Consider the following 23,247-nt stretch of genomic DNA (forward strand, 5'->3'; position numbering starts at 1 on the left):
CTGGCCCCTTGCGTCCCCGCTTTTTTTATGGGGCTACTGTCTCTACGATTTTTTTTGGTTGGGGACGGTCGTGATGACGGATGAGCCGTTTTCAGCGACGCCTTCTCCATAGAGGAAGCAGTTTGTCCAGTGTCCGTTGCCAAGGTCGGTTCGACCTGGCACGCGTTCTTTACAGATAGGCATGGCATGCGGGCAACGTGGATGGAAACGACAACCAGAGGGTGGCTTAATCAAGCTGGGGATTTCACCACGCGCTGGTAGTTTGTTCTTGCCTTTCTCTCGCACACTCTGTGGATCAGGGGCCGCCGATAGCAATAACTGGGTATAGGGATGTTTGGGCGTCTGGATAATTTCATCGCTTGGACCACCCTCCACGACCTGTCCGGCATACATGACCAGGGTATCTTCGGCAAAATAGCGGGCACTGGCAATATCATGGGTGATGAAGAGCAAGGCGATATGCTCTTCGTCCTTGAGCCGTAGCAAGAGGTTGAGGATATCCAGACGAATCGAAACGTCCAACATCGAAACTGGTTCGTCGGCCAGCAATACTTCTGGCTGGGCGACCAGGGCGCGCGCGATGGCGACACGCTGGCGCTGCCCACCACTCAACTGGTGCGGGAACTTCTCAATAAATTGTTCAGCCGGGGTCAGGCTGACGCGATTGAGCAATGCTAATACCTGCTCGTCGACCTCTTTGCGGCTACGGGCATGGCCGAAGATACGCAGCGGCCGGCTCAGGTGATAGCGAATATTGTGCACAGGATTGAGCGAGCCAAACGGGTCCTGGAAAACCATCTGCACATGGCGACGATAAGAACGCAGTGACGATGAGCTGCGCGACAACTTGAGATCCTCATTCTGGAAGCGCATCGTGCCCCCAGTTGGATCATAGATACGGGCCAACATACGAGCAATCGTCGTCTTACCGCTACCGCTCTCTCCCACCAGCGCTGTAGCATGACCGGGATAGAGCGCAAGGGTCGCATCCTCGACCGCGTGCACATATTGCTTGGGAGCGAATGGATTGTTTTGATTGACCGGAAAATATTTCTGCAAATTGACCGCTTCCAGAATCGGTTTGCGGGTCTCCACATTTTCTGTGGCCGTCGAATTATGACTCATAGCGTCCTGGCTCATCTAACCTTGCTCCTTTCTGCCAGAGCTTCATAGCTAGCCGCCAGCTCAGCGGTCGATGGCATATCTGGTGTGAGGGTCGGAGTATATAAATGGCACGAGACCAGTTGTCCAGGTATCTCTGGAACAGCCGGCTGTAAAGATGGGCGCACAGTATGGCAGGCTTCAAAAGCCAGCGGGCAACGTTCATGGAAAGGACAGCCAGCCGGCACGTTGCGTAGATCGGGCGGGGAACCTGGAATACCAACCATACGGCGGCGCGGACCATGCAAACGAGGGAATGAATTCAGCAAACCGTAGCTATAAGGGTGGCGCGGATGCTCAAACATAGCATCGCGATCAGCCATCTCAATCAAGCGGCCCGCATACATAATCGCAATTCGATCCACCAGTTCCAGCAGCATCGAAAGATCATGGGTGATAAAGATCAGGGCCATATTGAATTCCTGGCATAGCTCGCTGATCATATCCAGAATCTCACGCTGCACCACCACATCCAGGGCCGTCGTCGGCTCATCCATAATAATCAATTCGGGATTGAGGGCCAGGGCAATCGCGATGGTGGCACGCTGACGCATACCGCCGCTGAGCTCATGGGGATAACTATTAAGGCGATCGGCCGCAATTCCAACGCGCCGCAACAGCTCAATGGCGCGTTTCTTACGCGCATCGGGTCCCATCGAGGGCTGGTGTACTTCCAGCACATCCATAATTTGCTTGCCAACCGTCATCACTGGATTGAGAGCATTCATCGCGCTCTGAAAAACAATCGAGAGCTCATTCCAGCGGAACGTGCGCAACTGGGCAGGAGTCAATTCCAGAATATCCACCGGGCCAAGCTCGGCACCAGCTTTGTCTTTCTTTAAAGCACGCAGGAAGGCCTTATTACTGCCATCCTGCTGTACCCGTGGATAGTACAAAACCTCGCCACCAGTTGTCATGGCGGGTGGACGCAACAGGCGCGCAATCGCATAGGCCAGCGTAGACTTGCCACTACCACTCTCACCCGCCAGACCGATAATCTCACCGCGATGCAGGGTAAAACTGGCATGATCGACAGCGTGGACCGCGCCATTGGAAGCGCTATAGTCCACACTCACATCTTTAACTTCTAACAACACTTCACGACTACTCATCAGGCCACCACCTTTTTTGCTTTTGCTAGTTTGATCTTTGGTTCTTTGCGCAGGCGAGGATTCGCCACTTCATCGATGCCATAGTTCATTAAAGAGAGGCCCGCACCCAGGATCGCGATACATAAGCCAGGAGGCAAGAACCACCACCAGGCACCTTCCAGCACCGCATTACCATTCTGGGCCCAATACAACATGGTGCCCCAGCTGATATTATTCGCACCGTTGCCCAGGCCGAGGAACTCCAGGCTGGCCGCCGTCAAAATAACATAGACGGTCGTGCCGATAAAACCGGAGGTCACAATCGCGATCTCATTGGGCAAGATTTCCATGAAGATCAAGCGCCAGGAGTACTCACCGCTGGCCCTGGCGGCTTCAATAAAATCACGGCTACGCATAGTCATGGTCTGAGCACGCAGCACACGCGAGTTATACGCCCAGCTGGTCAACATAATTACCGCTGCGATCGTCAACGAACCCTTAACAGGGAAGAAAGCCGCCAGTACAATGGCCAGTGGGAAACTCGGCAGCACCAGAAAGACATTGGTGATGAGCGAGATCGTATCATCGACCCAGCCGCCAAAGTAGCCAGCGACCAGGCCAACCAGGACCGAAATAGTAGTAACCACCAGGCCAGTCAAAAAGCCCCACAGGATCGAAGAGCGGGTACCGACAACCACCTGAGCAAAAACATCCTGCCCGGTCTGGGTGGTACCAAACCAATGCTGGGGCGAAGGAGGCAGCATACTATCAGCGCTCAAAGCATTGGGATCGACATGGATAAAGAAAGGGCCAAAAAGAGCGACCAGCAGGAAAAATCCAACGATACAGCTACCCGCAGTCACTTTAGGATTTTTAGTGATGACCCTGAACACATCGCGCTGGCGTCCTGTCACCGCGGCCGGAGTAACGATACCGGGCACCGCCGAGGCCACAGTGGATTGGGCCGCACTCGCAACAGGCTCAGTAGTAATCGTGCTTGTCTGTTTATCAGGTTCCTGAGAGGAGAATGGATGATTGCTCACTTTGGCTAACTCCTTTGTTGGCGAACACGCGGGTCCAGGATGGCATAGGCCAGATCAGCCAGGAAATTGGCGGCCAGTACAGCGACCGTGATGAACAGGAAGATACCCTGCATCAAAGCATAATCGGATTGCTGCACAGCCTGTAGCAGGGAGAAGCCAATACCGGGATAGGAAAAGACCATTTCAACCAGCAACAGACCGGCTACCGCGAAACCCAGCGAGATCGCAAAACCAGTAATATTCGGCAAGATCGCATTGCGAGCCGCATAACGCAGCATCACCCGGCGCTCGGGAAGCCCTTTAGCCTGGGCCATCAACACATAATCCTCGGAAAGCGTCGTGATCATCGAGTTACGCATACCCATCACCCAGCCTGACATCGAGGCCAGTACAGAAGAGAAAGCTGGCAAGAGCGCATGCTGGACCGCGCTAAAAATGAAATCAGGCGACCAGCCAGGCACCACCGAGATATCGTAGCCACCATGCAAGGGGAACAGATCTAGCATAAAACCAAGCACATACAACAGGATCAGGGCCAGATAGAAATATGGGATCGCCGAAAAGAAGGCCAGCAACGGAGGAACCACACTATCCAGAAATGAACCACGCTTCCAGGCAACCAGAGCACCCAGCAGAGAACCCAGCGTAAAGCTGATCAGCAAGGCCACCGTTGCCAGCACCAACGTCCACGGCATCTGTTGCGCGATAACCGCATTCACCGGAGAAGGGAAATAGGTAACAGAGGTACCCAGATTACCATGAAACAGATTATTTAAATATTGGAAATATTGTATCCACAAAGGATCATGGCTCACACCAAACTGAATCTCTAAGGACTGTAACGCCTGCGGATCAATGCGTCCCTGGAAACGTGCCATTAAAGCTGTCGCAGGGCTACCTGGAGCCAGGCGCGGAATAAAAAAGTTCAGTGTGATTGACGCCCATAAGGCTATCAAATAGAAGCCAATGCGACGTAACAGGTGACGCATGTAGTCAGCTCCTTCTAACAAATATCTCGATCGATGGAGGATTGTCTCTTACATCAGATTGAAGAGGGTTGAGGGGAAAGCCAGTAGTAAGAGAGGCCATCCCCTCACAGGAAGGGGAGAGAAGAATAGAGATACTATTTTTCTCTCCCGGATCTTACTTGACGGCTTTCAAGTGAGTGACGACAACACCGACATCTGGCACCGAATAAGGTGCAGCCAGAGCATATGGATCGTCAGGAGTAGGCCAGCCAGTGAATTTCGCGGAGCTATACTCGGCAAAGTTGACACCGTAGACAAGTGGCAGGGCAGGCAACTTCTCAACCATGATCTTCTCAAGGCCATTCAAAGCAGTCTGCTGTACCGTCTTATCTGTGCTGGTCGCATACTGATTAAGCAAGCTATCGGTCTGGGGGTCCTGCCAGCGGCTCCAGTTAGAAGCAGCAACCTTACCCACAGCAGCGGTATTTTTGCTATTCAGCAGGCCATTGAACATGTAGTAGGGAGAAGGACCAGCATTTGTCCAGGAGACTGCCATATCAAAGCTGCCGGTCTGCAAGGATGTGTAGTAAGCGGTATAGGCCTGTGGATCAACCTGGGCATCGATACCAATCTGCTTCAGGTTGCTAGCAGCGATCTGACAGATAGTCACCCAGTCGCTCCAACCAGTCACCACACCAATTTTGAAGCTCAACTTCTTACCATCGGTACCCACATAGATACCATCGGCGCCCTTCTTAAAGCCCGCACTCTCCATCAACTGCTGAGCCTTAGCAATATCCTGTTTGAAGGCGGCGTCTTTATACTCAGGGGCAACCAGGTTATCATAGGCAGGAGTAACCAGGCCTGAAGGATGAGCAACTGGCTCATGGCCGCTCTCAGCCACTTTGTACATCTGATCACGATCCAGGGCCAGACTGATAGCCTGACGTACGTTCAGCTGGTCAAAAGGAGATTTAGCGGTATTGAGATACAGCATCACAGGGCTCAGTGGTGCGAACCAGTAGTGATTATGCTCTTTGTCGCGACCAACATAGCTATCCTGCACCTTAGGCAAGAAGATACCGGTCCAGTCCAGATTGCCGCGATTGAGGTCCAGTTCCACCGAAGTATTGGTGTTGTAAGAAGGATAGCGAACTTCCTGCACCTCAACTTTGTCAGCCTGCCAGTAGTTAGGGTTGCGGACATAGTCAATCAACTGAGGTGTGAAATTCTTCAAAGTGAAAGGGCCTGTACCAACAGGAGTGTCATTGACATATTTGGTAGGATCACCAACATTCTGCCAGGCATGCTGTGGAACGATCCAGATCTGGCCACCGGTATACCACAACATGGTGGAATTGCTCTGATTCAGAGTAATATTCACGGTGTGATCATCAGCAGCAACAACGTCTTTAATGCTCTTCCAGAGGCTATTGGTATCGGCCGCTGGATACTTTTTCAGCATGTTAAAAGTGAAAACCACATCATTGGCGGTGAAAGGTTGGCCATCGGACCATTTCACATTGTTGCGCAGATGATAGGTGATGCTTTTGGCATCTTTTGAAAACTCATAGCTATCGGCCAGCCAGGGAGTAATCTCGCCACCCTTGGCCTGATCGAAATAAAGCAAGGTCTCGTAGACAAGTCCCTGGGCACCGGGATTTACGCCGGCTGTTGTGTAGGGGCTGAGAGCCTTGGAGAAGTCACCATTCGGGCCATTCTGCAACGTAAGAATACGATCGTTCTTGCCACCAGATGCGTTGGACCCATTGTTAGCACCACCGCAAGCTGTCAGCAATACACCCAGAACAATAAATAAAGTGAGCAACGTTGCTCCCAAACGCTTCCGTGTCATTCCTGATTCAGAAGACATAGAAAAACCTCCTAAAGGATAAAAAAGATCATGCATCGATCTAAGAAAAAATAGTAAACCGGTTGACCGGATATACTGTTTTTCTACCAATCTATTTCATGTTTCTCCACACGTAGAAACAGATGGGTATACCAAATAGGTGGGCCACTTCGAAACCATGAAGCGACCAGACAAGGTTTTACAGAGTGTCAGACATACTTTTTCCTGGGACGCTCGAGCGCTCCCACACGGGCGTCCGCCTGCGCGGCTGCGCTAGTTTTCTATGTTGGTGCAACAGGGGCGCATCCGCACTCCTGTTGCACCAACATAGAAAACGGCTTTCTGAGCACCACAGGTGCGAAAACTCGTGCAGACCGCAGGCAATTATCATGAGAGTCTGACACTCTCTTACAGTGAATCAAATGCGGCATGCTGTTCTAGTAGCATGCATAGAGACAGAGAGACTGTGAGAAGTAGGCGGGGGTAATTGATGGGTAACGATATAGCATTAGCGTCAATGTTTTGCATTACAGTCATCCTTGTCTCCAGAAAAAAATGGCTCCTCTGCCATTCATATAATTTCTGGCTGGTATCTCCTACACCAAATTATTCACTTGCTAGTAGCGATAAAACAATCGCAGACGGGAAAAGTGCTTCCGTCCAGCAAGTGCGTCCATGTAACCGTTTCCGGAATCGCTTTCGTAATCGGTTACGAGAAGTATACAAAGAGCTAAATACTTTTGTCAATAGTTGTTGATCCCAAAAATAGAAACTCACATAGAAATCCCCAGGGCACTCACAAAAATTCAATCCAGATAGGCAAAAAAGACATAAAGCATCCCTCGCTCTGGCGGTTAAGCCTGGAGCGAGGGATGCTTTATGTCCTCGGGAGCTTTTAGTTGGATGTATGGTGTTCTTTGATGAGCGATGAATACCAGAGTACGCTTTCTTTAGGGATACGCTTCTGAGAAGTGTAATCCACAAAGACGACGCCAAAGCGTTTACGATAGCCCTCAGCCCATTCATAGTTATCCATCAAAGACCAGACAAAATAGCCTTTTAGTGGTGCTCCTGCCTGTATAGCCTCACCTGCTGCAGTAATATATTCCTGCAAAAATGTTACGCGGCGGGGATCGCTGACCACCTCACTCTTGCCATCCCAGCTATCGCTGAAGGCGGCCCCATTCTCGGTCACATAGAGAGCCTTGATGGAAGGATAATCTTTATGCAAGCGCACCAGCATATCCTTCAAACCAGTCGGATAGATCTCCCAGGCCATATCGGTATAGCAGGCCTCGGGGACAGGGCTAACACCGACAACGGCGTCCGCCAGCGGCTTCTGTTCAGAACCACGCACCAGATGGCGGGAATAAAGATTAATACCCAGGAAGTCTATCGGTACACTAATAGTCGCAAGATCATCGTTCTGAATGGGAGGAGCATTCAGCCCCATATCAGCAAAAAAGTTCTCTGTATAGTGGCCTTTGAAGAGAGGATCCAGGAACCAGCGATTGGAAAAGGCATCCGCCAGGGCGACATCGCGCAAAGTCTCGGGACGCTCATCTTCAGCATAAACAGGATAAACATTCAGTGTGATACCAACCTGCTTTTCAGGCGCGATGACAGAGCGGATACGGGGTACAGCCAGCCCATGGGCCAGCAAAAGATGATGGCTAGCATCGAGCGCAGCCTGGCGATTCTGGATACCTGGTGCATGAGCGCCATTGCCATAGCCAAGATACGCTGAACACCAGGGCTCATTGAGCGTAATCCAACCGGCCACACGGTCACCCAGACGCCGAGCGACAATCTCTGCATAATCGGCAAAGGCATAGGCGGTCTCACGATTGGTCCAACCACCCGCATCTTCTAAAATTTGAGGGAGATCCCAGTGATAGAGGGTAGCAAAAGGAGTAATGCCTTTGGCCAGCAGAGTATCAACCAGGCGATCATAAAAATCCAGTCCCGGCTGATTGACCTCTCCCCGGCCCTGGGGCAAAATACGGGGCCAGGCAACCGAAAAGCGGTACGCATCCAGGCCCAATCCAGACATCAACTCAACATCTTGAGGCATACGATGATAATGATCATCAGCCACATCCCCGTTATGACCCAGGTAGACCTTGCCGGGAGTAGCGGCGAATGTATCCCAGATAGAGGTACCGCGTCCATCTTCATGGGTCGCTCCTTCAATCTGATAAGAAGCGGTAGCCGCCCCCCAGATAAAGTCCCTCGGGAACAAAGAGGCCAACTGATGATTATTCACAAACTTCTTCATACCGAATTCCTTCAATGTAACACATAGTTTAGTAATTCCTGCTAGTAGCTATGTGTTGTAGTTGAAATAAAGTGTTTTCTGGTATCGACCAGCAGAAACTTCCCTGTACTTTACCACATTTCATACATCCAGGCACTCTTCAAGAGAATGTCACACTCCCATTAGCATGGAAAGTGTGTCGCTCCCAGGCAGGCGTGCGCTGGCGCGCCCGAACCTATTTTATTATCTGGTTGCAAAAAATGTGTATTGCACATTTTTTGCAACCAGATAATAAAATATCATAGATAAATATAATTTGTTACATAAATAAATTGCTATTGTTTTTATCTATAAAAATAATATATTCAAAAATCCGGAGGTGACCAACATATATTTATATAGGCTATGTTATACATAATATATACAATCACTACATAGCAGGCATTAGGATGACTTGAGGATTGAACTGTAGAAAATAGATATGATGGGTCGCCCATGGCTACTTTATCAATGTCAGTAAAATTTATATGGTAAATTCGTACTACCCACAAGAGAAAGATTTTGACTCGTATTACAAAAGCCATAAAAAATTAAATCGAGCTGAAGCGGCCAGATTTGTGGTCTATTTCACTAATGTAACAGTGATAATACTGTGAGATCAGGCACAGAATTTCTCATTCACTGACTGTATAATATAAATAGAAATTTTACATAAGCCTTATAGCCCGCGTATACGTCAACCTTAGAATGTCCTCTTACAAAGTAACGAGATTATAAATCTCATCAATTGCTCAATCGCTTATCGAAAATCAAGCAATGGAAATCAATAAAACTTAACCATCGAAATAAGAAAGCGGTCGAGTATTGTTATCATAAGTAGCGGATGATTAACCTGATAGAACACTATTTGATGAGTCTGTAGGTGTCAGCATTATTCCAAGGTAGAGGTAAAATACATTGACTTATACATCTTATGGTACACCAACAAAAACACTTATAAACGAGGACATGTCTGTCAGTGCATCCGAGAACAATAATATTATATTAAAGGAGCAACTGCCACAAACCATGCAACTCGAACAACTTGCGCTTCCAACTGCAACATATGTAAGTCTGCAGTTACAGAACGGAAATTTAGAAATAGCAGAATCAGATACCAATCATAATGTTGTGGCCTATGAGAAGGAACTGCTTGATGCTGACGCTAACGAGGCTGCGTTGAACTGGCTCAAGCAGGCAGCACAAGAGCACAACCTGCAATTCGTGGCCGCGTCTCTGCGCGATGGAGATTTTGCTCCCGATTTAGCGGCAAAGTTATGGATGCAAGAAGATATTGTGCCGCTACGTGCCGAGGCGAGAGTCGATCAGTCAGCTACAGCAGAGGACCTCGTACGCCAGGTACGTCTACAATTTGATCACAACGACCTGGTCCAGGTCCCATTGACGGCTGATCGTGAGGTGGTGGTTAGTGAATTAGTAACCATCGAGGATTACCGTTCTACTGTAACGCCAGAAGATTTTGAAATGATCTCGCAGCTGGCTCAGAAATTTGAGGGCAAGCGCCTGGTCTTTATCAATGCCACACCGCAGGGTGGTGGCGTCGCCCTGATGCGCCACGCACTGATCCGTTTGCTGCGGCTATTCGGTGTAGATGCTCACTGGCATATCCTGCTGCCCAAAAAAGAAGTTTTTGATATTACCAAGACCAAAATTCATAATGTATTACAAAATGTTGCCAGTCCATCAACCGAGCTAACTGAAGAAGATAAAGATGTTTATCTGAGCTGGAGCCAGGAAAATGCATTGGCGCTGGATTCGGTGTTTAAACAGGCAAACGTAATTGTCATCGATGATCCACAACCAGCCGGTTTGATTCCCTATATCAGAGAAGCCAATCCAGATTGTAAGATACTGTATCGCTCGCATATTCAGATTGTCGCTGACCTGGCTACGGAAGAGGGAACGCCCCAGCATACGACCTGGAGCTTCCTGTGGAACTTCATCCGCCATGCAGACTACTTTATCAGCCATCCAATGAAAATGTTTGTCCCTGATAACGTGCCGGCTGAAAAAGTACTCTACATGCCCGCTACGACTGATCCAGTGGATGGACTAAACAAGCCACTGAGCGAGAAGCAGATGGAGACATATCTGAAGCTATTCAATAAGATCCTGATCCAGGAAGGTCAGACTCCCCTGGATACCGAGCGACCATATATCGTCCAGATCGCCCGCTTCGATCCATCTAAAGGTATTCCTGATGTATTAGATGCGTACCGCCAGCTGCGCCATATGCTGGCCGAAGAGCAGAAGCCCATTCCGCAACTGGTTATCGCTGGCAATGGTTCCATCGATGATCCAGATGGGGTTCCTGTCTTTAGCCTGATCAAGCGCATTCTGCAGACCGAGCCATACATCGATTTCGCTCATGACATTAAGGTGGCCCGCCTGCCGCATCGCGACCAGATTTTGAATACCTTACTGCGCAAGAGTGAAGTTGTATTGCAGCTTTCAATTAAAGAAGGCTTTGAGGTCAAAGTAACCGAGGCACTGCTTAAAGGTAAACCAGTTGTAGCGTATCGCGTGGGTGGCATTCCACTGCAGATTCAGGATAACATCACCGGTTACCTGGTCGAGACCGGCAATACCAGCCAGGTCGCCAAACATCTTTTCGATCTGCTCACCGACGAGATGCTCTATGGCAGCATGAGCTCGGCCGCCGCAACCCTGGCCAACCGGGACTACCTGACCATCCCGAACGCCATCTGCTGGCTCTACCTGGCAACTGCGATGCTGGATGAAGAAAACATCCAGGGCAATTATCAGTGGGTCAAGGCCCTGGCAATGCTCAACGCCGAAGAGATCGCCGCATAAGATAATTTCTGAATACAAAGAAGCCGTTCCCCAGTTGTTATGGGGAACGGCTTCTTTGTATTGTTTGATCATCCTATGCGGACGTGCGCTGGCGCGCCCGAACGATGTTTTTATAGTGTAGTGTAGAAAATGCGCACAGCGCATTTTCTACACTACACTATAAAAACATCGTTCGGGCGCGCCAGCTGTGAAAGCACATGGACAGAGTGTGCGAAGGACATGGGATGCAAATTGCTCCTGTGTGGACGTGCGCTGACGGGTTCGGTCCTGTTTTATGATGGGTTGGAGAAAATGTGCCATACATTTTCTCCAACCCATCATAAAACAACATGGAAATGATTAGTAGATGATGTGTGGATGATGTGGGATTAGCAGCCTGGGCAGCACATACTAGAGAGGACACCATAGTTCTTCTCTATTCTGGTCCTATATATTATTAGAAGGATTGATAGCACATGAAAAAAAGTATCAATGTCTGTCTCGGCTGCTGTCTACTGCTCCTGGTTCTACTAATGAGCGCCTGCAGCAACTCACCCGCAACAACTGATAATGTGCAGGCGAAGAGTCCGACCACCGGTACAACGCCTACGACAAAGGCCGTGACACCCATACCAACACCAACACCTACGCCAAAACAACTCTTAGAAAAAAGTAGCCAGGCAATGAATGATCTCACAGGGGTCCATTTCACGCTTGATGCTAAACGCCAGGATATTACGCCAGCGGCAGCGAACCCGTCAGGAGATATCCTTCAAGCCTTGCTACCTCTGCCTGGAAGAGAGGCCTACAATAGCTGGAAGCAAGGAGAAGGTGATGAAAGTGGTGCCAATACCTCACAAATACACTTGCAAGAGCAACAGAAACCGCCAACTTTTGATGCCCATTCGGGTAGTATATTCACGATGGATCAGCGTATCCAGGGTGATAATGTCTACCTGTTGGGAGATCCGATCGCCAACCAAAAATGGTATGTGATCAGCAAAAAAATACTGGATGAACAAACAAATACACAGGTTTTCGCTGTATCCGCTATAGCTCAGATTCGATCATTAATTGATCTAGCCCAACAAAAAAGCACACTTAACGATAAAGGTCTGGAAACTATTAATGGAATAACGCTACGCCATATCCAGGCCACATTCAGCGAGGAAAATCGAACTGATCTACGAGCTATAGATGTAGAAAACTATAATTCTTTTCTATCATCACTGCATACAGAAAATACTCAGGGTAGCAGTGACTTCTGGATCGATGCCAATACTGGCTATGTCTATCGCGCGATCAGCGATATTGACTATAAGATAATGGATGATAGGTATGCGCCATCGACAATACAGCAAACGCTGACATTCAATTGCAGTCGCTTTAACCAATCTGTCAGTATTACTATCCCCCAGAACCCGATTTCAACCAATGATATCAATCAGATTTATGATCCACGCGGATAATATACTGTCAATCTCTTCCCTCTCGAAAAAGCAACCAGAACAAATTGTTCCGGTTGTTTTTTGAATAGAACCATGTTTGGCATCAAAAAAAGCTCGCATAACACGAAACGCCCCCATCATGATGGGGAATGTTTCGTGTTGCCGAAGCCTTTATTTATGGAATGGAATGGGTTCGTGCTTGAGAAGCCGCTTTATCCATATCTGCTTTCTCCCATTCGTTCTTGAAACCATTTAGCTTAAGGAGAGCCAGGGCTGCCAGATGCCGGTTGAATACCAGGTTTGTTGTAAGACATTGTTGGCGGTGCGAGAAAAGACGTCGATGCGGCCATTGCCCCAGGTGGTGGTGGTGGGGCTGGTGGTCAGGACACCGGTCAGGGTCTGCCAGTCGTGCCAGGCGCCATCGAAGCTACGCTGCTGCAAGACATTACCGGCTCCGCGCACAAAGACATCCAGGTGATTAGCGCCAATTGAGACTGCGGCCGGGTCTGATTCGAAGGAGCCTCCCAGCGATTCCCAATCGTGCCAGGTCCCATCAAAGCCACGATGCCAGAGCGCACTATCAGCACCTCTGACAAAGACATCCAGCCGATTTGGTCCCCAGGTAGCAGCGGAAGGGCTGGAGAGCATGACTCCATCGAGGCGTTCCCAATCATGCCAGCTTCCATCGAAGGCCTTATGCCAGAGCGCGTTATCGACGCTGCGCGCAAAGATATCCAGTCGATTTGGTCCCCAGGAGACAGCACAGGGATCTGAGGTCAGCGAGCCTCCCAGTGACTCCCAGGGATGCCAGCTCCCATCATACCAGGTATGCTGCAGGGTATTATCAGCGCCACGGGCAAAGGCGTCGAAGCGGCCCGGACTCCACGCGGTAACTACCGGATCAAAGGACAGGCCATCGAGCACATGTGCCCAGTCATGCCAGCTTCCATCATAGTGACGTTGCCATAAGCCACCGTCAGTTCCCCGCACAAAAAGATCCAATTGATTTGGTCCCCAGGAAACTACGGCTGGACGTGTTGGGCCCAGAACAATGGCATTCTGCGGTACCGCGGTTGGCGAAGGGGTCTGAGTCGAGGTCGGCGCAGGAGCTGGAGCCTGGTGATGTTGCGGTACAGATGTTGGAGCGGTCTCTTCTTTAGTCTGAAAGAGGCTCTGCCAGCTAGCCATAGCTACCACGCCAGCCACACTGGCGGCAGCCACAGCAGCCAGGCTGCCAATTACGACGCGCCGCGAGACGACCGGCGAAGATTGTTGCATTGAAGGTGGGATCGCCGGCACCGACTGCGTCTGAATCAGCTTATGAGCAGCCGGTACCGACTGCGTAGAGTGTAAAGGCAAACGCTGGCTATTTGAACGCATATAAGGTGGTGGCAGCGACTCCTGCTGCGGATCTGGCGACACCAACGGAATAGAGAGTATTTTTCTGGCCGCAGGTACAGCCTTGTCAGACCAGAGATGTCTTACAGCAGGCACCGTCTGATCAACCCAGAGATGTCTTACAGTGGGCACAGTTTGATCGACCCACAGATGTTTGATGGCGGGAGCCGCCTGAGCCTGCCATAGCTGCTTCAAAGCCGCCAATCTGGACTGATCCTGTCCAGCAGGGGCCAGTTGTATATCAATAACTGTGGCATCGGAGCCAGCCTGTTCATCGGGTGACATAAAGGATGAGAGCCGCAAAGGTCGCGCTCCATGCAGGCTATTCTCAGAAGGCTCAGCGGCATCGGAGGCATAATCAGCGAGTCGCCTGGTCGTCCCGGCCCCATGCGCAGGCAGCTTCAAAGAGGCTGGTGATAACGAAGCTGGCGCAGGACTCACCTCTTGTGAAGTTGCAGGCAGCAAGGCCTTTGATTTGGCAGATGATGGCAAACCAAATTGTGGCCGCACGATCTCTGACTTATTAGAAGGCGAGGAAAATGGTAAAGCAGATAAAGAGCCAGATGTTGGGCGCGGAGCCTCAGGTACCACAGGTACATCTAAAGGCGGCGTAGAGGGGGGCACCGCGAACTTCATTTGAGCGACAGATGGAGTGGGAGGAGGCAAAGATTCAGCAGAGATAACCGCCGCACCAGCTTGAGGAAACGTAGCTGCGCACGCTTGCTCAAAAGCATGAGCAAAATCCAGCATCGACGGATAACGTTCCTCAGGTTTTTTGGCCAGCGCCTTCATCACAACATGCTCGACCTCGGCTGTAATAGCGGCCTTATCCAGCAGCGACGGCGCTGAGATATGGACGTGCTGAAGGGCAATCTCCATATCTGAACCGCTAAAGGGAGGGGAACCACACAGCCATTCATAGATGACGATCCCCAGGGAATACTGGTCGCTCGCAAAAACAGCATCGGCAGTAAACAGCTCTGGCGCCATATAGGTGGTCGTTCCAAGCGCCTCGCCACTATTTGCCCTGGGCAACATTGGATTGCTTGGCATGCTCTGTGTGGTTACGGCGATGCCAAAATCGCTCAGCATCAACTGCTGCTGCTCACCCAGGAGCATATTTTCAGGCTTCACATCACGATGAATAATCTTTTGCTCATGCGCGTATTGTAGGGCCTGGGCCATCTGCTTCACGTAGAGCGCAACCGTCTGCAACGGTACCACGCTTCCCAAAGGATGGAGCCGGCGCAGCGAGCCATAGGGGGCATAGCCCATCACCAGAAAAGGCACATCATTCTCAATCCCAAAATCATGCACCAGCACAATATGCGGATGGCGTAGGCGAGCAATCGTTCGAGCTTCAGCCAGGAACGAACTGGGGGCCCCCTGACTCAAATGCAGGCGTAAGACCTTGATAGCCGCAGATGTTTTTAAATAAACATGCTCACCCAGGTATACATCGGCAAACCCACCCTGGCCGAGCAATTCTAGCAAGCGATAATTCCCCAACTTCTTGCTTACATCATAGGCCATCGCAATTGTCTCCTCCTGCTCATACAAATATACTATTGAGCCTGTGGCCGCAAAAGCTAATCCGGGGTCAGGATAACATCATAGGCCGAAAATCTGAATTACACAGGCAATTTCAATAATGCACGAGCAATACTATCTTACCATGAAGAGACGCTGGCGCTCCTATACTATAAGAAAGCGGGGCATAAAGTACTATGCGGCCCCAGCAATAGGGCCGCAGCACGCTTATCCTCGCTGAGAGCGAGTAGAAATGAGATCTTACACAGACGGAAACGCAATGCGCACTTAGCGTTTAAGCCAGCTTAAGATGGTGCGCGAAACCAGGTCGGAGGCATCATGTTGCACGAAATGGCCGGCGCCCGGCACGGTCATCAGGGTCCAATCTTTTTCTACATATTCCCAGGTCGAATTCAAAGCATTGGGTAACAAGTAACGATCTTCCAAGCCGTGGATCTGCAAGACTGAGCACTGCACTTTAGAGATCGGTGAGGTGATCTCATGATATGGTGGTCGCGGATAATTCTGTTTATAATACTGCAACATGCCCTCAAAGTCTGAGCGCTGGAAAGCTTCGATATAGTGAGCATGAGCTACCGGATCAGTCACCCAGGCACTCAAAGCTTCGGCTGAAAGCTGGGTATGGGCACCCTCCATCTGGAAGTTGCGGGCATACTGACTATTTTGCTGCTGCTGAGGATTGTTAGCCAGCTCACGCGAAAAGCTCTTCGGGTGTGGCAGGTTTAAGATAACCAGGCGCTCGGTCATTTGAGGAACATGGATAGCGAACTGCCAGGAAATAGCGCCGCCCCAATCGTGTCCGATAACAATCGCCTGTTGCTGTCCCTGGGATTTAATCACCGCCTGGATATCGCCTACCAGGTGTGGCATCGCATATTGAGAGCCATCTTTGGGCTTATCGCTCAAATTATAACCACGAAGGTCGAGCGCCACCACACGATAATAAGGGGCCAGTACCAGCATCTGGTTGCGCCATGTATACCAGAAATCGGGGAAACCATGCACCATAACAACTAATGGGCCGCTCCCTAGAGCTGCATAGTGAATCTTGACGCCCTGATTCTCTGCATAACCATGCTCTACATAGCGTTCAATCTCGTTAGCTGAAACGCCCTCTGGAACCATTGCCATATAATTACCTCTTTCTATATGCCCATAATCATGGGAATTGTATCATTTACTAGAGTACGTGCGCTGGCGCGCCCGAGCATAAGTGTGTTAGTACAGCAAATGTGCTGCGCACATTTGCTGTACTAACACACTTATTTAACATTATAAAACCTTGATACAACAGCACATGTGGATAATTATTTTATCAAATAATACGTTAGTACTATTATTATTGATGCTTGCTTCATCTTGTATTCACTACTATTATTGTTGATACTCTCTTCATCTTGTATTCACTACTATTATTGTTGATACTCGCTTTGTCTTACCCGCACTAGTATTATTGATGCTGCAAATGTGCTCCGCACATTTGCAGCATCAATAATACTAGTGCGGGCGCGCATGCGCACGCCCGCTATTCAGAAAGATCCAACTGGCTTTGATAGAGCTGCTCAAGTGTCTGCTGACGCGCCTTCTCAATTTTTTGCATACGCTTACTGAACTGGCTCATGGCAAAACCGACGTAATCGGTCAAGCGGATACCAAAACGATTCTCTTCGCCCGCTGGCAACGAACTATCGGTTTCTTGAATAACGCCCAGTGCATAAGGGAGCAACTGATTCATACGCTCTTCAATCGTGCTCCATAGAGTTGGGTCCTGAGCCACGAGGCGTGAGATCAGAAAAATGCCATAGGCGATATGCCGCGACTCATCACGCTTAACGTAGATGATACCCTGTTTCAGACCGGGCATGATCTGGTTACGGTCCAGCATATCAAAATAGGCCTGATAGCCAGTCTCGGCCAGCACCCCTTCAACGATCATATTATAAGTAACGGCGGCACGAGCCAGGGCAAGTGGTGAATTATCGGTGAACATGGCCGACATGGTTTGTGGCAACTCTTCATAAAATATTTTGCGGTAACTGGGCGAATGATAAACATGTAAATCTCTGGCTACATGGGTTGCTTCATCTAAGAAGCGGCGAAAGAATTCGGTATGCTTGGCTTCTTCAAACAGGAACGTGGTCAGAAACATTTCCTCTTCAAGCTGGCCCTGCAGGGCAACGGCGGCGATCAAGGGCAATAGATCCAGCGTAACGCTTTCCTCGCCAGCCTGGAACAGAGAGGTCAGGGTTAATAAGGTCTCTTGTTCCTCGGGGCTGCACTGCTGCCAATCGAGGGCATCCTGGGTAAAATCAATACTACGCGGGTCCCAGGTACCGAGCTTTTTTGCTTTATGATAGAGGCGCATAGGGAGGATGTCGTGTCGCAGTCCGAGGGTACCAGTTGTCTGGAAGTTAGAATGTTGGATAATGTAAGCCATCTGTTTACCTGCTTTCTCCCAAACTTTATAGTTTGAGAATAATTGTGTGTTGTTGCCAGGTATGTCAGTGTGCCTTTTTATATCTTTTATTGTACTGCTTTAAGCGTTGTAAAAGCTATAGGGGATTTGTTGTTTTTGCGTGCGTGTGCTGCGCTCCCGCACTATATATTATATGTGGTGAAAAATGCGCACTGCGCATTTTTCACCACATATAATATATAGTTGAATATCGACTATATTTAACCTTAGGGGAAGCGTTGGAACCAGCGTAGGCTGAGGCAGCCGGCGGTGAGGAAGAGGAGTATACCGAGAGCGCTGAGGAGGGCTGAGATTTCGGTGGGTTGGGTGACCCAGCTAATCTGGGAGCTCAGATCGGAATAGATCTGTTGGAGGGTTCTGCTAGCACCGGCGTAGAAGTAGTGTCCGTTAGCCTGATTGGCGATGGCTTTTAAGGCGTCTTCGTCCAGTCCTGAGCCGGGTCGGCCTTCATTGGGGGGTGAGGTGCTGCGCAGGCCAACGCCAACTGTATTGACTTTAACATGGGCCTGCCGCGCCCGCAAGGCGGCTAGCATGGGATCTGATCCCATGTTATTCGCTCCGTCCGAGAGCAGCACGATGGTTGCGGGGATAGTGGCTCCATTATTTCCGTGCTGTTGCTGCAATTGATCAAGGGCTACATTCAAGCCATCTCCAATGGCGGTGCCACCACCTGGCAGCAAGGTATCAATTGAGCGCTGAACCATTTCATGGTCGCCGGTTAAAGGTGCACGGACCAGGGCGACGTTATTAAAGCTAACCACCCCGACCTGAACATTAGCGGGCAAGGCGCTGACAAACAGATGCGCGGCCTGGCGAGCGGCCATGATACGGCTCGGGGCCATATCCTGTGAGCTCATTGAGCCTGAGACATCAAATACCAGCATCACACTGGCACGATCAAGCGGGACCGCGATAACAGCCACCGGGCGGGCCATGCCTACAATCAGGGTGATCAGCGCGAACGCGAAAAGGAGTGGTGGAATATGGCGCCGCATGCCAGGTCCTTTGCCCGCCACGCGCTCAAGCAAAGATAGGTTGGTAAAGCGCACAGCATAGCTGCGACGCCGCTTCTGGGCTGCTAGATAGAGCCATGCCAGCAATGGTAAAAGGGCCAGCGCAATAAGACAGAGAGGCCATTGGAAGGTTATCATATATCCCCCTTCCCAGAGACGGCCACCGGTGCTCGGCGCGACCAGGGTTGACGCAGCCTGCGCGCACGCCTGGTCTGTAGGAAGCTGACCAGGCTGGTGATAGTCTCTTCATCGGTCCGTATCTGGAGCAATTCGACGCCACACTTCATCAGGTCGGTATGCAACTGCTCGGTTTGCAAGAGGGCCGCCTGCCCAAAACGCTCACGCAAGCGGGCATCCGAAGTATCTACAAACAGTTGCCGGCCGGTTTCTGGGTCTTCCAGGGTCACCAATCCAACATCGGGTAATGCGCCTTCCCGTGGATCAAGCAGGCGCACAGCGACCACTTCATGGCGCTGCGCCAATTTGCCAAGCGCCCCCTGCCAACCGGCAGAAACCAGGAAATCAGAGACAATGATCACCAGCGCACGACGGCGTATCACAGTCTGAACTTTAGTCAAAGCAGCCACCAGGTCGGTAGTTCCAGCACAGGCATCGTCATCGTGGGGTACCTGGCGGATGCGGGCTAACAGCTGAAGCAGGTGCTGTTGACCAACAGCGGGCGGGATAATAGTCAGGGGTTTCTCCGCGAAGAGAAGTGCTCCCAGGCGATTGCCTGCTCGGTTAAGCAGTTGGCCAGCCAGGGCAGTCAATTCAAGCGCGCGATCCAGTTTAAGACAGTCGGCCGTCCCCCAACGCGTTGAGGCACTCAGGTCCAATAAGAACCATACATCGGCCGCCCGCTCGACATAGGCCTCGCGTACCATCGGCACTTCAGTACGTGCCGAGATATTCCAATCGATAAAGCGAATATCGTCTCCCGGCTGGTACGCACGAATCTCCGAAAACTCAACGCCGGGACCCAAAAATCGCGAATGTTCACTGCCACCCAGATAGCTAGCCAGGGGCCGCAACAAGCGCCAATTCAGGCGGCGCAACAACTGATCAGAAGAGCTCAGAGTCGCCCTTTGTTGTTGTGAAGGATATTCCAGAGTATCAAGATCAAGGGATGATGGAGTTCTGAATAGCTTCAGGAAATGCTTATCAAGCCACATAGCGATCTCCTAGATCGATCTGAGGGGGTGGAAAGCGCCGCAACAGGTCAGACACCACAGTATCGGTAGACACACCACTGGCAACCGCCTCATAGCTCAATACCAACCGATGGCGTAATACATCTGGCACCAGGTCAGCGACATCGCGCGGTAGAGCATATGGTCGACCACGCACAAAAGCCAGCGCCCGCGCGCCCGCGATTAAATTAATAGAGGCACGAGGACTGGCGCCATACAGCAGCAAGTTCTGTAAATGATGCAGACCATGGCGCGCTGGCTCACGGGTTGCATGGACCAGAGTCGCTGCATAAAACACCAGGTGAGGATCCACATAAACTTGATCCACCTGCTGCTGAAAAGCACGCAAATGATCTGGATTCAACAGGGTCTTTAACTCAATATTGGTCCCCGTCACGCGCTCTACAATTACAATCTCATCTTCATACGAGGGATAATCGACCAGCACTTTAAACATAAAGCGATCCAATTGCGCTTCAGGAAGAGGATAGGTGCCATCTGATTCGATTGGATTCTGAGTGGCCAGCACTAAAAATGGATTGGGAACAAAATGCGTCTGTTTACCGATTGTAACCTGGCGCTCCTGCATAACTTCAAGCAGGGCCGATTGAACTTTAGCCGGCGCACGATTGATCTCGTCAGCCAGCAGGAGATTGACAAAAATGGGCCCCAGTTCAGTCATAAATTCAGCATTTTTAGCGTTATAGATACGCGTTCCGACCAGGTCAGCCGGTACCAGGTCAGGAGTAAACTGCACGCGCCCAAAGCTACCGCCGATAACCTGGGCCAGCGCCTTTACCGTCGCCGTCTTTGCCAGGCCAGGCACTCCTTCCAACAGCACATGACCACGCGCCAATAAAGCCACCAACAAACGCTCCAAAAGGTGATCCTGTCCAACAATCAGACGCTTTACTTCGAACAATACCGGCTCAATCAGTGAAGGTTGAGCTAGAGGGGGCGCAAATGGCCGCTGAGGATGAGTCATAAACATCGTCCTTTTCCATTCCGATTTTGAAATCTATTTTATTGGAAGCTATTGAAAAGCAATTGTAAACGCCGCCTGGACGCGGCTAGCTCCGCTGCCACGGGCTCAACTCTTCGAATGGATCAGTTTCGAGGGAACGGGTTCGCCTGTCAGGCAGCTACGCTCATACGATTGAATAGCATTTAATTGGACATTGCTGCCGAGAGGGAGCATATATTACGTTCTACAACCACTCATCGACCAGAAATACGCTTTATACAATAATCCTGTATATAAGAAAGAAAACAAACATGTAAATGGAAACAATGGAAACTGGAAAGCGAACAACATCGTGTACAGTTCAGGGATAGGAATGCTCCCGTCGATTTTGTCAGCAGTAGATGAGATCGCCTGACCGATATATGTATGTAGATGTTGAGAATGTGCCTTACTCCCATCATCATGGGAAGCGTGCCACTCATGCGTGGACGTGCGCTGGCGCACCCGAGCGTTTTTTCTTGTGTGGTGCAAAAAAGTGCGCGGGGCGCACTTTTTTGCACCACACAAGAAGAATTCTTGAGCGCCCTCCGCGCTCTTCACGCCTGCGTTTGAGCGCGGAGATCATGAGGATAAGACATATTCTGAATAGAGAGGATAGTTTGTATGGCAACGCAAGGTTCTGAGCGCGTCATTGATTATCTATTAATCGGTGGTGGATTAGCAGCGGCAACAGCAGCCGAAACGATTCGGAAGCAGGATGCTAAAGGAAGCATTGTACTGGTAACGCAAGAAGAGCATATTCCCTATCACCGCCCTCCACTTTCTAAAGAATATCTGCGCGGCGAGATAGGTGAGAAGGGTATCTACGGCGAGGGTGGCGTCTATGTACAAATGCCGACATGGTACAAAGAGCAGAATATAGAATTAATTGAGAAGACAGAGGCAACCGAGCTAGACACGCGGGCACGCACCGTAAAGCTAAGCAATGGCCAGACCCTCCAATTTCGCACGCTCTTGCTGGCCACAGGTGGACGCCCACGCCAGTTAGACCTACCCGGAGCCGATCTGCCCGGGGTCTATCTGCTCCGCACGCTGGATGATTCAAACACCATTCGCGAGCAGATTGGGAAGGGCAAACAGGTCGTCGTCATCGGCTCTGGCTTTATTGGACTCGAAGGGGCAGCCAGCGCCCTGACAAAAGGGGCCAAAGTGACGGTTGTTGAGCCTCAGGAGCGCGTCTGGCCAGATATGGTAGCGCCCGAAGTTTCACAATTCTTCCAGCAAAAATTTGAGCATGAGGGCGCCACAATGCGCTATGGCTATAGTGCGGTTGAATTCGTCGCAGGCAGTAACGGTCAATTAGCCAGCGTAAAAATCGCACCCGCCAACGATAAGAACAAGACAGAAGAGATTCCCTGCGACATAGCCATTGTGGGCATTGGTATTCAACTTAATACTGAATTGGCCGCCTCTGGTGGTTTAGAGATAGACAAGAAACACGGCATCATCGTCGATAAACACCTGGAGACAAAAGCCGAAGACATCTTTGCCGCCGGCGACGTCGCTGCCTATCCCGATTTCGTTGTCGGCACCATGCATTTTGAGCACTGGGATAACGCTCTGTCATCTGGTCAGATAGCCGGAACCAATATGGTCGGGGCGGATACACCTTACCGCCATGTTCCCTACTTCTTCTCCGACCAGTTCGACCTCTCGATCAATATGCTGGGCTATCCATCCAGCAAAGCCGAGAGCATTATTCGTGGAGACATGTCCAAGGGTACCTTTACTGCTCTCTATGTGGAAAAAGGTATACTGCGTGCGGCCCTGATGGTAAATGATGATGAGCAGATGGACCTGTTACGCGAACTGATTGCCTCTGAGGTAAAAATACAACATCCCAAACAACTGTCGGATAGTAAATTTGATCTTGCGAGCCTCAAATAAAAAGCTGGAAGATCAAAGATGTAAGTCATTTAATA

General features: G+C 50.3%; 15 protein-coding genes. 3 read left to right on the plus strand and 12 right to left on the minus strand.

Annotated elements, in window-relative coordinates; translation table 11 throughout:
* Positions 1-42: 42 nt before the first annotated feature.
* From EL645_RS30255 to EL645_RS30280, 6 genes are all read right to left on the minus strand, one after another.
* On the minus strand, positions 43-1,140 hold the full coding sequence (locus EL645_RS30255) for an ABC transporter ATP-binding protein (protein ID WP_246035631.1): 1,098 nt from the start codon (positions 1,138-1,140) through the stop codon (positions 43-45).
* Positions 1,137-2,273 carry an ABC transporter ATP-binding protein gene (locus EL645_RS30260; RefSeq protein WP_126555751.1) on the minus strand — a complete coding sequence of 379 codons (1,137 nt, stop codon included), beginning with the start codon at positions 2,271-2,273 and terminating at the stop codon, positions 1,137-1,139. Before EL645_RS30260 ends, EL645_RS30255 begins: the two co-directional genes overlap by 4 nt.
* Positions 2,273-3,295, minus strand: a complete 1,023-nt coding sequence (locus EL645_RS30265; protein WP_126555754.1) for an ABC transporter permease — start codon at positions 3,293-3,295, stop codon at positions 2,273-2,275. The genes EL645_RS30260 and EL645_RS30265 overlap by 1 nt, the downstream gene beginning before the upstream one ends.
* Positions 3,296-3,300: 5 nt before the next feature.
* A complete protein-coding gene (locus EL645_RS30270; protein WP_126555757.1) occupies positions 3,301-4,284 on the minus strand; it encodes an ABC transporter permease in 984 nt (327 codons plus the stop codon).
* 154 nt (positions 4,285-4,438) lie between these two features.
* On the minus strand, positions 4,439-6,136 hold the full coding sequence (locus tag EL645_RS30275; protein ID WP_126555760.1) for an ABC transporter substrate-binding protein: 1,698 nt from the start codon (positions 6,134-6,136) through the stop codon (positions 4,439-4,441).
* Positions 6,137-7,010: 874 nt separating this feature from the next.
* On the minus strand, positions 7,011-8,393 hold the full coding sequence (locus tag EL645_RS30280) for a GH1 family beta-glucosidase (protein WP_126555763.1): 1,383 nt from the start codon (positions 8,391-8,393) through the stop codon (positions 7,011-7,013).
* Between the two features lie 987 nt (positions 8,394-9,380).
* Here EL645_RS30280 and EL645_RS30285 point away from each other — a divergent pair.
* A complete protein-coding gene (locus EL645_RS30285; protein ID WP_126555766.1) occupies positions 9,381-11,246 on the plus strand; it encodes a glycosyltransferase in 1,866 nt (621 codons plus the stop codon).
* Between the two features lie 455 nt (positions 11,247-11,701).
* Positions 11,702-12,694 (plus strand): hypothetical protein, encoded by a 993-nt coding sequence (locus EL645_RS30290; protein WP_126555769.1) that lies wholly within the window; start codon positions 11,702-11,704, stop codon positions 12,692-12,694.
* 231 nt (positions 12,695-12,925) lie between these two features.
* Here the strand turns inward: EL645_RS30290 and EL645_RS30295 are convergent, their stop codons facing one another.
* From EL645_RS30295 to EL645_RS30320, 6 genes are all read right to left on the minus strand, one after another.
* Positions 12,926-15,604 carry a DUF8189 domain-containing protein gene (locus EL645_RS30295; protein ID WP_126555772.1) on the minus strand — a complete coding sequence of 893 codons (2,679 nt, stop codon included), beginning with the start codon at positions 15,602-15,604 and terminating at the stop codon, positions 12,926-12,928.
* Positions 15,605-15,889: 285 nt separating this feature from the next.
* Entirely contained in the window at positions 15,890-16,753 is an 864-nt protein-coding gene (locus EL645_RS30300) for an alpha/beta fold hydrolase (protein ID WP_218032135.1), read from the minus strand.
* Between the two features lie 394 nt (positions 16,754-17,147).
* Positions 17,148-18,059, minus strand: coding sequence for a R2-like ligand-binding oxidase (locus tag EL645_RS30305; RefSeq protein ID WP_126555775.1), 912 nt, complete (start codon positions 18,057-18,059; stop codon positions 17,148-17,150).
* Positions 18,060-18,304: 245 nt separating this feature from the next.
* Positions 18,305-19,249, minus strand: coding sequence for a VWA domain-containing protein (locus EL645_RS30310; protein WP_126555778.1), 945 nt, complete (start codon positions 19,247-19,249; stop codon positions 18,305-18,307).
* Positions 19,246-20,283, minus strand: a complete 1,038-nt coding sequence (locus EL645_RS30315; protein ID WP_126555781.1) for a DUF58 domain-containing protein — start codon at positions 20,281-20,283, stop codon at positions 19,246-19,248. Before EL645_RS30315 ends, EL645_RS30310 begins: the two co-directional genes overlap by 4 nt.
* Positions 20,273-21,286 carry an AAA family ATPase gene (locus EL645_RS30320; protein WP_126555784.1) on the minus strand — a complete coding sequence of 338 codons (1,014 nt, stop codon included), beginning with the start codon at positions 21,284-21,286 and terminating at the stop codon, positions 20,273-20,275. Before EL645_RS30320 ends, EL645_RS30315 begins: the two co-directional genes overlap by 11 nt.
* 642 nt (positions 21,287-21,928) lie before the next feature.
* Here EL645_RS30320 and EL645_RS30325 point away from each other — a divergent pair.
* A complete protein-coding gene (locus tag EL645_RS30325) occupies positions 21,929-23,212 on the plus strand; it encodes an NAD(P)/FAD-dependent oxidoreductase (RefSeq protein WP_126555787.1) in 1,284 nt (427 codons plus the stop codon).
* Positions 23,213-23,247: the final 35 nt, after the last annotated feature.

This window comes from Dictyobacter kobayashii (assembly GCF_003967555.1).
GTDB classification, from domain to species: domain Bacteria; phylum Chloroflexota; class Ktedonobacteria; order Ktedonobacterales; family Ktedonobacteraceae; genus Dictyobacter; species Dictyobacter kobayashii.

Excerpts from the sequence above, each read along its gene's own strand:
- EL645_RS30325 (WP_126555787.1), top strand. The coding sequence starts at position 21,929 with ATGGCAACGCAAGGTTCTGAGCGCGTCATTGATTATCTATTAATCGGT.
- EL645_RS30295 (WP_126555772.1), bottom strand. The coding sequence starts at position 15,604 with ATGGCCTATGATGTAAGCAAGAAGTTGGGGAATTATCGCTTGCTAGAA.
- EL645_RS30320 (WP_126555784.1), bottom strand. The coding sequence starts at position 21,286 with ATGACTCATCCTCAGCGGCCATTTGCGCCCCCTCTAGCTCAACCTTCA.
- EL645_RS30305 (WP_126555775.1), bottom strand. The coding sequence starts at position 18,059 with ATGGCTTACATTATCCAACATTCTAACTTCCAGACAACTGGTACCCTC.
- EL645_RS30255 (WP_246035631.1), bottom strand. The coding sequence starts at position 1,140 with ATGAGCCAGGACGCTATGAGTCATAATTCGACGGCCACAGAAAATGTG.
- EL645_RS30270 (WP_126555757.1), bottom strand. The coding sequence starts at position 4,284 with ATGCGTCACCTGTTACGTCGCATTGGCTTCTATTTGATAGCCTTATGG.
- EL645_RS30315 (WP_126555781.1), bottom strand. The coding sequence starts at position 20,283 with ATGTGGCTTGATAAGCATTTCCTGAAGCTATTCAGAACTCCATCATCC.
- EL645_RS30260 (WP_126555751.1), bottom strand. The coding sequence starts at position 2,273 with ATGAGTAGTCGTGAAGTGTTGTTAGAAGTTAAAGATGTGAGTGTGGAC.
- EL645_RS30290 (WP_126555769.1), top strand. The coding sequence starts at position 11,702 with ATGAAAAAAAGTATCAATGTCTGTCTCGGCTGCTGTCTACTGCTCCTG.
- EL645_RS30280 (WP_126555763.1), bottom strand. The coding sequence starts at position 8,393 with ATGAAGAAGTTTGTGAATAATCATCAGTTGGCCTCTTTGTTCCCGAGG.
- EL645_RS30285 (WP_126555766.1), top strand. The coding sequence starts at position 9,381 with ATGTCTGTCAGTGCATCCGAGAACAATAATATTATATTAAAGGAGCAA.
- EL645_RS30310 (WP_126555778.1), bottom strand. The coding sequence starts at position 19,249 with ATGATAACCTTCCAATGGCCTCTCTGTCTTATTGCGCTGGCCCTTTTA.
- EL645_RS30275 (WP_126555760.1), bottom strand. The coding sequence starts at position 6,136 with ATGTCTTCTGAATCAGGAATGACACGGAAGCGTTTGGGAGCAACGTTG.
- EL645_RS30300 (WP_218032135.1), bottom strand. The coding sequence starts at position 16,753 with ATGGCAATGGTTCCAGAGGGCGTTTCAGCTAACGAGATTGAACGCTAT.